Here is a 14,055-nt window from a genome sequence, read left to right as displayed (position 1 = left end):
CACAAATCGTACTCGAGGACATATCAAATGACACAGAAGATCGTTCCCGTAATAATGGCTGGTGGCAAGGGCACTCGCCTCTGGCCCCTGTCTCGTGCTGCAGCTCCAAAACAGTTCATTCAGTTTGTCGGCGACAAGACATTGTTTCAGGAAACGCTGCTGCGCGTTTCCGATCCTGCGCTTTACGACGCACCTGTCGTTCTTACCAACGAGGAATTCCGCTTTCTCGTCGCAGAGCAGGCGCGTGAGCTGGATATCGACCTCGCCGCCATCCTCCTCGAACCGGTTGCCCGCAATACCGCCGCCGCGGTCGCCGCCGCGGCCATGCTGGTACGCGACCGCTTTGACGAGGACACCATTATTCACGTGCTCGGCTCCGACTACGAAATCGTTGCCGACGACACCTATTTCGACTGCGTTCGCATTGCCGCGGCCACAGCCGCCCAGGGCAAGTTGGTGACCTTCGGGATTCAGCCGACCGAACCGGCAACCGGCTACGGCTATATCGAGGGTGGAGAAACGTTGACGACCGGCGCCCGTGTGGTGGCGCGCTTCATCGAAAAGCCGCCTCTCAACAAGGCAGAGGACATGGTGGCGACGGGCGGCTTCTACTGGAACTCGGGGATGTTCATGTTCTCGGTCTCGATTTTACTCGATGAATTGCGCACTCATGCTCCCGAAACGATCAAGGCGGGGAGCGAAGCCGTTGCAAACGCTAAGGCCGACCTCGATTTCACCCGCCTCGACAAGGCAGCATTCTCCGCTGCCCCGAACATCTCGATCGACTACGCGATCATGGAGAAGACGAGCAACGCCGCCGTCGTCCCTTCGCCGTTCAAGTGGTCCGATCTCGGCAGCTGGGATTCCGTCTGGAAGAGTGGTAGCCGCGACGAATATGGCAATGTGGCAGCCGGCAATACGACGGTCGTCAACACCAAGAACTCGCTTATCATGACGCATGGCGTCCACCTCGCCGTCCAGGGCATGGACGATATCGCGGTCATCGCCAGCGAGGACGCCGTCTATGTCGGGCGGTTGCAAGACAGCCAGGACGTCGGAAACCTCGTGAAGATGCTCGCCGCCGCCCCCACGACATCGCAGCTGACCGAGACCCACCCCACCTCTTACCGGCCCTGGGGCGGCTATACCTCAGTGCTAAACGGCGACCGCTTCCAGGTGAAGCGCATCTTCGTCACGCCGGGCAAGAAACTGTCGCTGCAGAAGCATCATCACCGTTCCGAGCATTGGATCGTCGTCAAGGGCACGGCCGAGGTGACCATCGGCGAGAACGTGCAGATGCTGAGAGAGAACGAATCCGTCTACATCCCGCTCGGCGAAATCCATCGCCTGGCCAACCCAGGCAAGATCATGCTCGAGCTGATCGAGGTGCAAACCGGATCCTATCTCGGGGAAGACGATATCATCCGTATCGTCGACGAGTTCGGCCGCAGCTGATCCGCGCCGACGATCCTATTCTGCCAGGACAAGCAATGAGTAGCCGCCAAGGACCCTGACCGCAAGATCGGGGTTAAGGGGGAATAAGAGCTTTCTTGGCAGACTCATCAGCTTGCTGCTCAAGGCCTGTTTCGGCAGCTCGATCCGGCTGGCGGTATAGGCATGGTCGACAATCGTATAGCCGCAATCCGTGAGGCTGGCGAGGGCCGTATCCTTAAAGAAATAATGGAGATGGCCGACGTTCTTGCGAAGGTTTGTAATTGGCCAACCTCTCAGGACAGACTGAACCGACAGATCAAGGGGAATGTGGAAGATCTTGTAGCGTGCAAGCCTACGCAGCCCCTTGATGAAGGAAAGATAGTCCTCCACGTGTTCGATCACGTCGGCAATGACAAGTACGTCATATTGGACGTCCGGTTCCTTGAGAACGTCCTTCAGATGGAAGGAAACATTGTCTGTCGTTTTCCTGCTAGCCCTCTGGTAGGCATGGGGAGCGACCTCATACCCATCAAATTTTGCGTGGGGGTAAGTTCGCGCCAGATTGAGCAGGATCTCGCCGGTGCCGCAACCCACTTCGCAGAGACTGGAAAAGCTGATCTTGTTCTTGTCGATGATCTTGGAGATTTGCGCAGCTTTCCATGGCGAATCTTCTTCGTGCCATGTTGGGTTCAAATCGGCGTACTCATTTGAAATGTAGATCTGCTCCACCGAACGCTCCCGTTTACAACCTTGCGCGGTGCAGCCAACGATTTGACTGGGCAACACCGAACAGAGGCCCCAATAGCAAATGCAACAAAAGAGCGATTAACGTTGTGCGATGAAGCTTGCCCTCGTCTCTATTGTGCAGGGCAACATAACAACGCTGTTAAAGACCGTCCAGCAATAAAAAAAGAAATAAAGGTCACGTTCTATTGCAGTGCTGTGATGAGGGAGCGCTTCTATACAAGAAATGAAACCGGGCTATCTTACGGGCCGCAGAATAAAAAGCAAGTCTTTTGCGCACCACATCCATGGCGAAGCTTGCCGCTGGATGCCGCGGGAGGCGCCTGCTGATACTCCTCTCCCGCGACGTCATTAACGACCGGATGAAGCAGTGAAGGACAGAATACGGCGTCACTCAGAGAAAACTTGCCCCTCAGTCGAACGTCACTTTGCGAGACGCTTGGGTGTTCGAGGACACTGAAAACCATCGCTTTGGGGCCTCGTGAATATTGGAGTCGTCCTCGAGGCCGAGCCAAATTCGAGCATCTGTTTCCACGGCGGCCCCGAGCACGACTAATGACATCGTTGATCGACCCGTTAGACAGCGGGTGCGTGGGAATGAAGTTTAGCCCAATCCAACGAACGACCGTGTTTCAGGATTTCGACGGAAACGAAAGAAAGCTTGGATCCGTAGCTTGGGAGCGGGCGCAGGTCCTACTTTGAGTACGGGCCAGCTATCTGCGCCTCTCCCGGTCGCACCCTCGTCTTGGAGACGACGCCGGAGACTAACCGTGGTGCCCCGCGACGCCTTTGTTGGCCTGCTTAACAACAGCCTGCCCGATGGTTCTGAGAAGATTTCTGCTCGACCAGCGTTTTCAGAATCTCGCCTCGACTACAGGTCCGCATAGCCATCCGCCGCTGGTCACGCTTCGCTGACAGCGTGCGGTTGACGAAAGCGCGGCCGGATTCGATCGGACCTTGAATGGCAGGAAGCCCGCTTGGGACGGCATAACCCGGTTGCTACAGATACCCCGGACCAACAATTGTACGACCGTGGTCCTTCGTGTCCGGGAGGTAAGCTCAACCCCCTCCCGTCACAACGTCGCCGATCGAGGCAGTCTCATGACTCTCTCAGAAACGCAGCAGCATATCCCGAAGCGCTGAGTTTTGCTGGCGCAGATATTCCGCCATCAACGCTTTCAACCTTCTGTTTTCGTCTTCGAGCGCGATTAGGTCGTCGGACTGACCTGGCTGAGCCATCGTCGGCGTCTCGCGAAAATCGGTGCTTGCCCTACGCACTGGACGGTGGCGCAATTTGGGTTGCTCACGTGGCGGTCTTGACGATCGCACCACCGGCTTCGCCGCATCCCGTTCAAACTGAGGTGCTGCTTCAGCTGGCACATCAGACTGTTTGAATTGCGTCAGATCATGGTCCGGGGCGGCAGCCTCGGCTGGTGCCAAGCTGGCCGGTAGATGATGCTCTCGCTCCGGTCCTGATTGCGGCGACGGATCGACTGGCCCGAACAGGTGCGGAGCATCTGCTTGCGTCTCACGCACGATGGCTTTGAAATCGGTGTTGCCCCAGATTGACTTCGCCTGACCTTTTGGACGGCGACGCGTCGATTTGAATTCGACGACGAATTTGCGCTGTTGTGGTTTCATATTTGTTCACTTTAGAATGAGGTCAATCGAATCGCTTCAGCATCTTCCGAAGCTGATCGTTCTGCAAACGCAGCCTTTGAGCCAATTCGATCCTTAGATGCTTGATCTCCTGGTCCAGCTCGGTGATTTTATCGTCAACAATCGCAAACGACAACGACAGCGGCTCAGGTCGAGCTCTTTCCGATGCGGCGCTAGATTGAGCAACTTCACTTGAGTGGTTTTTCCTGGGCTTCCGGGGCTGCTGCGGAACAGCCGCCTGTCTCTTCCTCTTGTCGCTTTCCGGTTTTGAGTCTGACATTTCAACGATTGGGCCATCGTGGCTACCAATCTTACGCTGATCGTTCTCTTCGGCGTCCACCGACAATTCGGCGGGCTCGTCCGCGACTTGGTCCGCAGCCGCGACGCCCGCGGCGGTCGCGCCCGGTGCAATATCGCTATCGACCGGGCTTGCCTGTGTCTCGTCAGGAGTCAGAAATTCTTCCGACGCTTCGGTTGCCCGCGTATCTTCGCTGGCATGACCACCGACAGGACTCTCATCGGGGTCCGCCCGCCGCTTTCGCGACCCCAGTTGTGTCAAGAATTTCCAGGGGGATTTCATAATGCTCCTCGAGCCGGCCGCGTCCCACGACGTTGCCGCAGCTTTCTACTTCCGGGCCCTTGAACGGGCCCGGTTACTTCTGTTCTACCGGCAACATAAAGGGCCTCTTGTACTGAGCCTCGCGGAGCGCTCAGATCAGTTAAGACCAAGACGCTTGCGAAGATCGGCGTTTTCAGAACGCAGCTTTTCGGCAAGTGACTTGCGAAGCTTCTTATTTTCTTCCTCGAGCTGGATGAGGTCGGCGAACTCGTCGCTCGCCGAAGCGCTTACCGTGCCTGGCTGCCGACCCTGCTTTGCGGAGCCGTACTTGCGCGGACCCTTAACGGCGGCTCCGCTCTTGTCCTTGGCCGCGACGGACGTTTCAACAGAAGCCGGCTTTGCTTCGCCAACTTGCTCGCCGCGCTTCCTGCGCGTGCCCTTCGGCGACTTCGCAAGCGGCGTTGCTGCACCGGTCACCTCGATGGCCGCCTTCTTGCGCGGTCCGCGCTGCTTCTTCTGCGGCGCAACGTCTGTAGGAGCAGCGGTGGTTCCGCCATCGCTCGGCGACCCTGTGTTATTCTCGTCAGCCATCAGTTATCTCCCTCTATAGCCAAGAGTCTTTTCAACCGAGCGAGACACGGAGTCAACATCTGCGCTACCGCTAGATCGCGTGTTTGACACGCGAACCAAGCGCAACTGCAAAAAAGATCGTCCAGAAACCAAAAGTTTCGCTGCCGCTCCCTTTCAAGCCGCAGTCATCTTTCGATTGGAGTTCAAATCAATGGAACCGGGGTCCGTTCATTCAGCCCATTACTCGGCCTCCTCGCCGACAGTATCAGCGACATAAGCTCCACGTGCACCCATTGGCAAGGGTCGTCCCGTCGTCGTGTCAATTTCGGTCTGGTGCTCAAGCTCGGCGTTCAATGCCGCTCCCAGGATCAAGATGACAACGGACAACCACATCCACATGAGGAAGCCTATGAGGGCGCCCAATGTGCCGTAGGTGGCGCTGTAATCTGCGAAGCGGTTTAGATAGAATGCGAACGCTGCTGACATGATGAACCAGCCGATAGCTGTGAAGGCGGCTCCCCATGTCATCCATCTCACTCGGGCAGGCTCACGGCTTGGACCAAACCTGTAAATTGCGGTTGATGCAGCAATGACGACAAGCAACAGCACGGGCCATCGCATCAGCAATACGATTTGCTCCTTGAATGCATCTATCCACACGAAGGTCAAAATCAGCGGCATAACAGCAACGAGAAAAATCATAAGCAGGGCCCCAATGACAGCGCACAGCGTGAAGCAAAGTGCAACGAGGTTAAGCCTGACAAGACCACGCTTTTCCTTCTCTTCGTAAGCCACGTTCATTGCGTCGAACACGGCAAGTGTACCGTTATGTGTGCTCCATAGCGCGATGGCCAAGCCAATAAAGAAGGCTAATCCGAGCGTGCTTGTTCCGCGCTGTACGATGCTCTTGACCTGCTCCGCAATGAGGTCAAAGGCTCCAGGCGGGAGTACCCAGGAAAGCTCTCTCAGGTGGTCGGATATTGTGCTCGGGTCTGCGGCAAGTCCGTATAATGACACGACTGCACCAAGTGCCGGAAAGATCGCGAGGAGCAGGTAGAACGATACCCCTGCTGCAATAAGGGTTATACGGTGGCTGGATATCTTGCCCACAACCCGCCAGAACACGTCGCGCAATCCCTTTTTGGGAATCGCCTCCGGAACGACCGCCTTGCGCCCCCGCTCGTCCATCGAATCATGCTGCGATGGACTTGAAGGTTCTGGGTCCTTGCGTTCGGCAAAAGCTCTCAACAAAACAGCGCCGGCTGCCAGCGCAAACAGGCTTGCTGTTATCGGGTTGCCCGATTTGCTCAGGATTGGTTGTCTCATGGTCTTCACTCCGACGATCTTCCCATAACGCGGCCGGCGCCGGAAGGATGCATCTGACGGGCAATGTCGATAGACAATGGACGAAATCAGCGGCAGAGAGGTGATAAAATTTTCCGACGCTTGCAGATCCTCGGGCTGCCCTCTACCAGATTCCTGACCTCGAGGTTTCATCTAAGCAATTTGAGTGACATAAGACCAAAAGCCAGAGAGGTACGCCCAAAGGTTCTCCCTGTTTGCCTTGTTTACTCACATTGAAGGGATTGCAACCGAACTGGCTTGCTTAATTATTTCTGGATCGCCTTAGGAGGTCATCCGGTGCCCAATCGTCAACGCTTGCCTTACAGTATCCGGGCCGAAAATTTGCGGATCGCCATCGAACAAATGCGCTCGACACAGAAGATTTTGCCGGACTTCGAGCACCACGACGATACGCAGTTTGTCACCCAGGACGGAGATGTCGTCACAGATGTCGATGGAGATCACGTTCTTATCGTTCTCAAGATGGATTGAGAAAAGGCGAGGATCGATAGTCAAAATCTCTGTCGAGGGCCTTCATGCAGGGCGGCCCGGGCTGGTGCCCGGGCCGCAGTGACCTCACCAGGTCTGCTTGCCATACCAATCATCGATATCCTGGCGGGCGCGGTCGCGTTCGAGCCCGTAGCGTTCTTGGATAATGCCTTCGAGTTGGTCGCGCTTGCCGGCAATTCGGTCGAGGTCATCATCCGTGAGCTTTCCCCACTGTTCCTTGACCTTGCCTTTGGCCTGCTTCCAGTTTCCTTCTACGCGATTCCAATCCACAATTTTCTCCATTCGGTTGGGACTGCGAGACAAACGGCCAAGCCGGCAGACAGTTCCCTCGAAAATCATGTTGCGATCTGGGTTGGCCTGATCGCATATCTTATAAAAAATCTCACGCGACGAAGTATGGCGTGTGGCCAACCCTTTAGAAAGCGACGAGACAGCCGCTAATATCATGGACCAACATTGCGCTCCTTCCAGTCGAGGTATGGGCGCAAGAGCTGGCCGGGATGGCGGCGCTCTATCTCACTTTCCGTTAACGCTATTCTGGCCAGAATTTCGTCAACATTCCCGTCATTTGGAGACTCGCTTTCTGTCTCTAGCAGTTCCATGGTCGCGTACAGCTCATCATCGATCATTGCCGCGAGGCTGGTGGCAAAATCGCTAATGGATGCGTCGAGTATTTTCCTGCTGAACATCGATGACGGCCTGATGTAAGTGGGTGTTCATAAGAACTTCTCTGGTCGACGTTGGTTCCAGCAAGACGAGGCAGCCCGGCTCGCTCTTGTGGAACCGACGTCCTGCACCACAGTGGGTCCGCGGATGAGACCATAGGAAGGTCACGGCCGCGCGCGATGGCATGCACTTTCCCTACCGGTGGACAAGGTCAAGCACGCCAGCGGGAACTGTTTCCTCTTTTGTCGGTTCAGTTGCAGCAGAATTAATCGAGGATAGCTTCATGACCGACATCCGCCGACCCAAACCGCCGTTTCCCGAACAACAGCAGAAGCCGCCGGGCTCCACTGCCGCGATGCAACCGCGTCCGGATCATGGCGAGCACGCGTACCAGGGGTCTGGTAGACTTGAAGGAAAGGTCGCTCTTATCACCGGTGCGGATTCCGGCATCGGAAAAGCCGTGGCAATCGCATTTGCGCGTGAAGGAGCAGACGTTCTGATTTCCTATTTGAACGAAGATGACGATGCGCAGGACACCGCGAATTGGGTCAAAGAGGCGGGCCGCAAGGCTGTCTTGATGGCCGGCGACATCAAGTCGGAGACGCATTGCCAGGAGCTTATCAATCGTACCATCCACGATTTGGGGAGGATTGACATTCTGGTCAACAACGCGGCTTTCCAGAGGACTTACGCCGATATTGCGGATATCACACCCGAAGAGTGGGATGAAACATTCAGAACCAACATTTACGCCCCGTTTTTCCTTTCAAAGGCCGCCATTCCGCATATGGAGCAAGGAAGTTCGATTATCAACACGACATCCATCCAGTCCAGGCAGCCCTCGTCGCAGCTACTCGCTTACGCATCCACCAAAGGTGCAATCTCGAATTTTACGGCGGCGCTGGCTGAAATGGTGGCTGAAAAAGGAATACGCGTAAACGCCGTTGCGCCCGGTCCGATTTGGACCCCGCTAATCCCCTCGACAATGCCGGCCGAGAAGGCTTCCAAATTTGGTGAGCAGACGCTTCTGAAGCGCGCAGGCCAGCCAGCTGAACTGGCGGGAGCCTATGTTCTCCTCGCCTCGGATCTCGGTAGCTACATGACGGGCGCTGTCGTTCCGGTAACCGGCGGCGAAATCATGATCTGAGACGTGGCGTTCGGCACTCGAGCTTCGATTTTACCGCAAGGTCGCACTTAGCCATGACGCGGATCCGCGAGAAACAAGCGCACATTCCATCTTCGTGACTTCTATAGGGTTGTGTGACTTGTGCTTGCCGCGCGCAAGCTGAGCGATTGCCCAAGCGCCCATTGAACGATGAGGGAGATCGACCGTTGTCAACTGCGGCCTCAAGTGGCGCGCAAGCTCGTCATCATCGTACCCGATCACTGACACGTCCTCAGGTACCCTTAAACCGCGATCGAGAAGCGCGTTGAGGCAACCGATGGCCATCTTGTCGTTTTGACAGAAGATGGCTGTCGGGGGTGTCTTGATCGACATCAGTGCAGCTGTTGCTTCGTAACCCGAAGAAGGCGTCCAATTCCCTTGCGCAATGTAGTAAGGACACTCGGCAATGCCCGATCTCTTCAGGGCCATCCTGTATCCTGTAAGGCGATCAGAAGCTGCATCCATGAACATTTCACCGGTGATTGTCGCGATCCGTTCATGGCCGTAATCAATCAGTGCCCTTGTCGCCCGCATCCCTCCGACGACTTCGTCGGGGACAACGGAAGGAAACTGGCAATCATCCGTATAGCAATTAAGGAGGACCAATGGCACGGGCAGCCGCCGCATCGTCTCACTCAAGCTTATTCTTCTTGAAAAGATGGACATCAGCACGATCCCTTCGGCACCAGCGCGCAGAAGGCGTTCAACTACAATGTTCTCGCGGTCCGAGTGGTCGAGCGTTTGGCCAACCAGGACATTTATGTCGTGGCCCCAGGAGGCTTGTCTGGCGCCGTCGATTGCGTTGACTGCTTCAGGCGTCGTGGCCAATTGATCCACCACGAAACCAATACAGGCGCCCCGGAGCTCTTGCAGCACAAGGCTCTTTACAAACGAGGCCTGGCCGTAGCCAAGTTCCCGAGCGGTTTCAATAACGCGTTGGCGAAGCTCGGACGATATCCGCACCTCAGTTACATGGTTCAGGACCAATGATACGGTCGCCTGGGAACAGCCGGCCGCTCTAGCGACATCTGCCATTGTGACCCGCCGAGGGTTTTTGACTTTGCGTTCTTTCATCGCCGCCTAATAAATATTAGCTTGACTGATATTTATTAGTAATCTTACTCTTCTATCTCTTCAAGGAGGAGGAATGCTCAATGGCGAGCAGTGAGGAATTTGACTTGAAATCCAATATCGCTGGCCTGAAGAAGGACGGGATTACCGGCCTGAAGGGTGCTTTCAGCGCAGACTGGGCTGATGACATGCGTGAGGACATGATGACGGCGTTCTGGGAAGCAATCCAGAGACCTGGGGGCGCGGTCGGACGGGGGCCAAGGCGATGGTATGTTGAGATACATCCCCAGAATTTCCGCGGTTTCGTCGATCTCGTCACCCATCCCTGGGTCGTCGGCATGTGTGCCGGCGTACTCGGACCTGACTTCCAGATTGTCGAGATCGGACTGGACGTTCCCTTCCAGGGCGCGAAATACCAGCCATGGCACCGTGACTTTCCGTCCCCTGTCGATACGTATCGAGATCGGAGGATCACGTCGCTTGCCTTTAATCTGACCGGTGTCGATGTCACCGAAGACATGGGCCCGTTTGAGGTGGCGCCCGGCACCCAATATGATGACGGAAGAGATTGGAAGCACGAAATGTTTCCAGACAAGTCCAAGTGGACACGGTTCCAGGAGCGTGCGACCCGCAAGTATCCAAGCCGCGGTGATATTTCCTGCAGATCCGCGCTGACGGTACATCGAGGCACCGAGCACAACTCTCCGATTGCTCGTCCAGTATTGGTTCTAGGAGTTGATGCGCCTGGCGCCGGCCACGCTGAACTTCATGACATGATGGTTACGCAGGACTGGTATGACAGCCTTCCATCCGTTGCTCGAGATCATCTTGTTTGTCGCGTGGTCGAAACCTTGGAACCCATCACTCAGAAGCACGACATCGAAGGACTTGTCATGGGAGCAGATCCGGTTTGAAGGAGTTTGATCAGCCGGCGAGCTGACATAACAGTCACGCGAGCGCAGATCCGGCGGCGCGGAAGCCGAACGCTTTCGTGGGCAAGGAACATTCCCATCCTGATTGAGTTTGAGGGTATCTTTCAACTGTCCAGGAGGACGATATGAAACGCCTTCTCATCGCCAGCGGGTTTGCCATCGTGCTAGCGTCTTCCGCCTTTGGCCAGTCCGCGGCGGAAAAAACCGGTGTGAATTCCCTGATTGGTGTCGCTCCGAAGACCGAGGACTTTGTGACCGAGGCCGCCGCGAGCGACATGTTCGAAATTGCCTCCAGCAAGCTCGCACTAGAAAGGTCAGACGATGCCACGAAGACTTTTGCTCAACAGATGATCACCGATCACCAAAAAACGACTGAGGAAATAAAGGCACTCGTGAGCGCAGGAAAGGTCAAGGCGACAATACCGACGGACATGAGTAAATCAGAACGCAATATGCTCGATAAGCTGCAGAAGCTGCAGGGTGATGATTTTGTGAAGCAGTATCATTCTGATCAGGAGGAGGCCCATGAAGCGGCGGTGGACCTGTTCAAACGGTACGGCGACGGAGGGGATAACGCCGACCTGAAGGCGTGGGCGGCAAAAACGCGCCCGGCGTTGGAACACCATCTTCAAATGGCGAAAGATTTGAACAAGTAGAACGCCGATAATGCGAAAGGCGAGCTGCTTGTGAGATAGTTGCAGCGCAAACCTTCGGAACGAGGAGCGCACGACGGTCATGGGTTCGCGCCCCGTCGTCGCGCTCGCCAGAGATCGTCGGCGCTCTCGCCCACGCCGTTAGGAGGCCACAAATCTGGCCTCCTGCCGCGATGGTTCGATAAGTCGCGAGAGCTTCACCGATGCCTCTTGACCACTATCGGAGCGAAACGACGTGGCATCATCCCGCTCGGACTTCAGACATCAAATACGTGAAAGTGAAATGTGCTGACCCCCATCAGAGCGTGCGTTGCGTCGGGAACATCGGTTCCGTCGTAGCTTGCGCCTTCCAAATAGAGGTTTCGGTCGGTAGTCGGGGTCCCATCCCATGCGTCGTTCAGGAACGTGACAGCAACATCATGGCTGCCGTGGGTCCAATCCCCCTGAACCAGCAACTGGTCTGTTTGCCCGGACCCGTGCAGAGAATGGGCCGTTTGAATTCCACCGACCTGTGTTCCGTCTACCTCAATCCTGTACCGAGCGTCGCCGAGGTATGCATCTTCACTGATGGACAAAACGAGTTTGTCCGGTCCCGTCCCGATTGTGCTGCTGGGTGGTGGCGCACCGCCTGTTTCTGGGTGGTGCGAATAGACCCTGATATAGTCGATCTGCGATGAAATGGGCACCTTGGCAATATCAGCGTTATTGTGGATGTCATTCTGCGTCGCCAGATTGGCCAACAGATACATTGGCCCATGCATGTCGCTGGGCGTCGGTTTCGTTCCGACAAGCTGACCGTCGACATAGAAGCCGATGGTGTCCTCGTTCCAATCCATTCCATAGGCGTGGAAGCCTGCTGGCTGGGGAAGCTCGCTATAGACCTGCAAATTCTGCTGCCAATTTTGATTTGGAGCTGCATCCGTGGTGTGAATGCCGCTATAGACACCCCTCTCAAAACTCCCGTAGTTTTCAACAACATCGAGTTCCTGCCAGTGCCCGGCATTATACGGGTCGGCTATCACGTGGTCCGGCAGAAGCCAGAACGCGTCCCAAGCGCCCGCCAGGTTCGAGAAATCTGCCCGAATCTCAAAGTAGCCATAGGTCTGCGAAAAGTGCCCCTGGGTGGTGATCAGGCCAGACTCCCAGGCCCCTGGATAACCAGACCCGGTACGGTCAGGCACGGCCGTAATGGTCAAAACGCCGTTGCTCACCTTGAACGGATCGTAACCTGAGGACGGATCGACAAATGACGAATTGCCAAAGCCGATATCCGAATTGGCGTCGAAGCGCCATTGAGGACGAATATCTGCCCAAGTCGTACCATTCCCGGTCTGAGAAATGCTCCGGGTGTTGAACTCGTCGTCGAACGTCAGCTGATATTTGCTAAGATCAATCGCAGACAATTTCACCTCCATGGCAAGTGAACTGCTCGAACTCTCAAGGGCAGCGGCCTATGCGAATAAAAAGTCCTGTGCCACCAACGCGTGCTGACTGTGGACGACGACGCCACCAGTCCCGAATGAAATCACACTCTCATGCGTTGTAGGGTCAAAGACCGAGATAAAGTCAAGCCCGCTGTAGTCCGCAATTCCTAACGCCGAAACGTCGATGTGGTCGATCCCCCAATTCGACCCGGCGCCAAAATCGCCTTGGCCGAAATCTTCAATCCTGTCGTTGCCGTTACTTGGTTTAAAGACAAATGTGTCGTTTCCGCCCATGGCGTGGCCGATCATGACCTGGGCGTCCCCCCACATATCGTCATTTCCGTTGCCGCTGATCAGGGTATCGTTGCCACCCAAAGAGTTGCCGGACATTTTCTGAGCATCGCCGACAAGGGTGATGGTCCCTTCCAGGTGGCGAACGCCATCGACGTTTAGCACGTCGTCGCCGCCGCGCGAACTGCCGGACATTGTTTGCGCATCGCCCACGATCAAATCGTCGGCGTTCTGTTGTGCTCTGACAATAAGGCTGTCATTGCCGCCGCGAGCATGATCCGACATCGTCGTCGCATCCCCGTAGGCCAGAACGGCTCCGACAGACGCGACGTTCATTGTGTCGTCGCCGCCAACGGCCCGACCACCAAGGTCGCCTCCGGCATCGCCGAAAAATGTTATGCTATCTTCAAGGCCTGTATTGAGTGTATCGTTGCCGCCACGTGAGTGGTCGGACAAATTTAGACCCGCATCACCGTAGAATATAACGAAGCCCTCGGAATTCCCGTCTGTGACCGTGTCGTTGCCACCAACGGCATGATCCTTCATATCACCGCCAGCGTCTCCGTAGATGGTGAACGTGTTCTGGAAGGCCGAAAGGCTAAAGGTATCATCGCCACCGGCGGCGAAGCCTAAAATATCCTTTCCTGCATCCCCGTACAGCGCGACCGTGATATTGCTGGAACTCGCTGCAGCGCTGAACGTGTCGTCGCCGCCGGTTGCATGGTCAGCAATGTTTTTGACAGCGTCGCCAAAAAAACTCCCGGACCCATGTATGGTCAGACCATCATTGCCACCTGTGGAGTGATCCAGCAGGCTTTTTCTGGCATCACCGAAAAGAATACTGGTTGAATCCGGCGAGGCCAGGATGTCGTTCGTGCCGACCTGATGGTTGATCAAATTCCCGGCTGTTATCGGAATTCGCTTAACCATCCCGACCTCCTTCGAGTTGAAATGATGCACTAGCCTGCAATCGACCGCTGGCAAAATCAATAGGCAAAATAGGCTCGCCTGCTATCCGGCTGATCCTGCAGAA

The 14,055-nt window shown here is 55.8% G+C and carries 15 protein-coding genes; 5 read left to right on the top strand and 10 right to left on the bottom strand.

Features of this window, described 5'->3' with window-relative positions; translation table 11 throughout:
- Nucleotides 1–27: 27 nt before the first annotated feature.
- Nucleotides 28–1,455 (top strand): mannose-1-phosphate guanylyltransferase/mannose-6-phosphate isomerase, encoded by a 1,428-nt coding sequence (locus tag RGCCGE502_RS37410; RefSeq protein ID WP_016555992.1) that lies wholly within the window; start codon nt 28–30, stop codon nt 1,453–1,455.
- Between the two features lie 15 nt (nt 1,456–1,470).
- Here RGCCGE502_RS37410 and RGCCGE502_RS19905 read toward each other — a convergent pair whose 3' ends face one another.
- The 5 genes from RGCCGE502_RS19905 to RGCCGE502_RS19885 all read right to left on the bottom strand — a co-directional run bounded on the left by RGCCGE502_RS19905 (nt 1,471) and on the right by RGCCGE502_RS19885 (nt 6,292).
- Nucleotides 1,471–2,163, bottom strand: coding sequence for a class I SAM-dependent methyltransferase (locus tag RGCCGE502_RS19905; RefSeq protein WP_016555991.1), 693 nt, complete (start codon nt 2,161–2,163; stop codon nt 1,471–1,473).
- 1,125 nt (nt 2,164–3,288) lie between these two features.
- Nucleotides 3,289–3,819 (bottom strand): hypothetical protein, encoded by a 531-nt coding sequence (locus RGCCGE502_RS19900; RefSeq protein ID WP_016555990.1) that lies wholly within the window; start codon nt 3,817–3,819, stop codon nt 3,289–3,291.
- Between the two features lie 22 nt (nt 3,820–3,841).
- Nucleotides 3,842–4,417 carry a hypothetical protein gene (locus tag RGCCGE502_RS34650; RefSeq protein ID WP_016555989.1) on the bottom strand — a complete coding sequence of 192 codons (576 nt, stop codon included), beginning with the start codon at nt 4,415–4,417 and terminating at the stop codon, nt 3,842–3,844.
- A 135-nt stretch (nt 4,418–4,552) separates the two neighbouring features.
- Entirely contained in the window at nt 4,553–4,987 is a 435-nt protein-coding gene (locus tag RGCCGE502_RS19890; RefSeq protein ID WP_016555988.1) for a hypothetical protein, read from the bottom strand.
- A gap of 219 nt (nt 4,988–5,206) precedes the next feature.
- On the bottom strand, nt 5,207–6,292 hold the full coding sequence (locus RGCCGE502_RS19885) for a YihY/virulence factor BrkB family protein (protein WP_016555987.1): 1,086 nt from the start codon (nt 6,290–6,292) through the stop codon (nt 5,207–5,209).
- Between the two features lie 315 nt (nt 6,293–6,607).
- On the opposite strand from RGCCGE502_RS19885, the gene RGCCGE502_RS19880 reads away from it, so the two are divergent.
- Nucleotides 6,608–6,802 (top strand): hypothetical protein, encoded by a 195-nt coding sequence (locus tag RGCCGE502_RS19880; protein WP_016555986.1) that lies wholly within the window; start codon nt 6,608–6,610, stop codon nt 6,800–6,802.
- Nucleotides 6,803–6,886: 84 nt separating this feature from the next.
- Here RGCCGE502_RS19880 and RGCCGE502_RS19875 read toward each other — a convergent pair whose 3' ends face one another.
- Both RGCCGE502_RS19875 and RGCCGE502_RS19870 read right to left on the bottom strand, forming a co-directional pair.
- Nucleotides 6,887–7,090, bottom strand: coding sequence for a CsbD family protein (locus tag RGCCGE502_RS19875; RefSeq protein ID WP_016555985.1), 204 nt, complete (start codon nt 7,088–7,090; stop codon nt 6,887–6,889).
- Between the two features lie 173 nt (nt 7,091–7,263).
- Nucleotides 7,264–7,509: a hypothetical protein gene (locus RGCCGE502_RS19870; RefSeq protein WP_016555984.1), complete on the bottom strand. Its 246-nt coding sequence runs from the start codon at nt 7,507–7,509 to the stop codon at nt 7,264–7,266.
- A gap of 260 nt (nt 7,510–7,769) precedes the next feature.
- On the opposite strand from RGCCGE502_RS19870, the gene RGCCGE502_RS19865 reads away from it, so the two are divergent.
- Nucleotides 7,770–8,633, top strand: a complete 864-nt coding sequence (locus RGCCGE502_RS19865; protein ID WP_016555983.1) for an SDR family oxidoreductase — start codon at nt 7,770–7,772, stop codon at nt 8,631–8,633.
- Nucleotides 8,634–8,663: 30 nt separating this feature from the next.
- Here RGCCGE502_RS19865 and RGCCGE502_RS19860 read toward each other — a convergent pair whose 3' ends face one another.
- Nucleotides 8,664–9,725 (bottom strand): LacI family DNA-binding transcriptional regulator, encoded by a 1,062-nt coding sequence (locus RGCCGE502_RS19860; RefSeq protein ID WP_016555982.1) that lies wholly within the window; start codon nt 9,723–9,725, stop codon nt 8,664–8,666.
- A 104-nt stretch (nt 9,726–9,829) separates the two neighbouring features.
- Between RGCCGE502_RS19860 and RGCCGE502_RS19855 the strand changes: the two genes are divergently transcribed.
- Both RGCCGE502_RS19855 and RGCCGE502_RS19850 read left to right on the top strand, forming a co-directional pair.
- Complete coding sequence (locus tag RGCCGE502_RS19855; protein WP_244441752.1) at nt 9,830–10,636, top strand: phytanoyl-CoA dioxygenase family protein; 807 nt, start codon at nt 9,830–9,832, stop codon at nt 10,634–10,636.
- 143 nt (nt 10,637–10,779) lie between these two features.
- On the top strand, nt 10,780–11,310 hold the full coding sequence (locus tag RGCCGE502_RS19850) for a DUF4142 domain-containing protein (RefSeq protein ID WP_016555980.1): 531 nt from the start codon (nt 10,780–10,782) through the stop codon (nt 11,308–11,310).
- 254 nt (nt 11,311–11,564) lie between these two features.
- On the opposite strand, the gene RGCCGE502_RS19845 is transcribed toward RGCCGE502_RS19850, so the two are convergent.
- Complete coding sequence (locus tag RGCCGE502_RS19845) at nt 11,565–12,716, bottom strand: family 16 glycosylhydrolase (protein WP_244441757.1); 1,152 nt, start codon at nt 12,714–12,716, stop codon at nt 11,565–11,567.
- A 42-nt stretch (nt 12,717–12,758) separates the two neighbouring features.
- Nucleotides 12,759–13,952, bottom strand: coding sequence for a calcium-binding protein (locus tag RGCCGE502_RS19840; RefSeq protein ID WP_016555978.1), 1,194 nt, complete (start codon nt 13,950–13,952; stop codon nt 12,759–12,761).
- Nucleotides 13,953–14,055: the final 103 nt, after the last annotated feature.

It is taken from the genome of Rhizobium grahamii CCGE 502 (assembly GCF_000298315.2).
In the GTDB taxonomy this organism is placed as follows: Bacteria; Pseudomonadota; Alphaproteobacteria; order Rhizobiales; family Rhizobiaceae; genus Rhizobium; species Rhizobium grahamii.
This window is presented reverse-complemented; position numbering and strand designations above follow the sequence as displayed.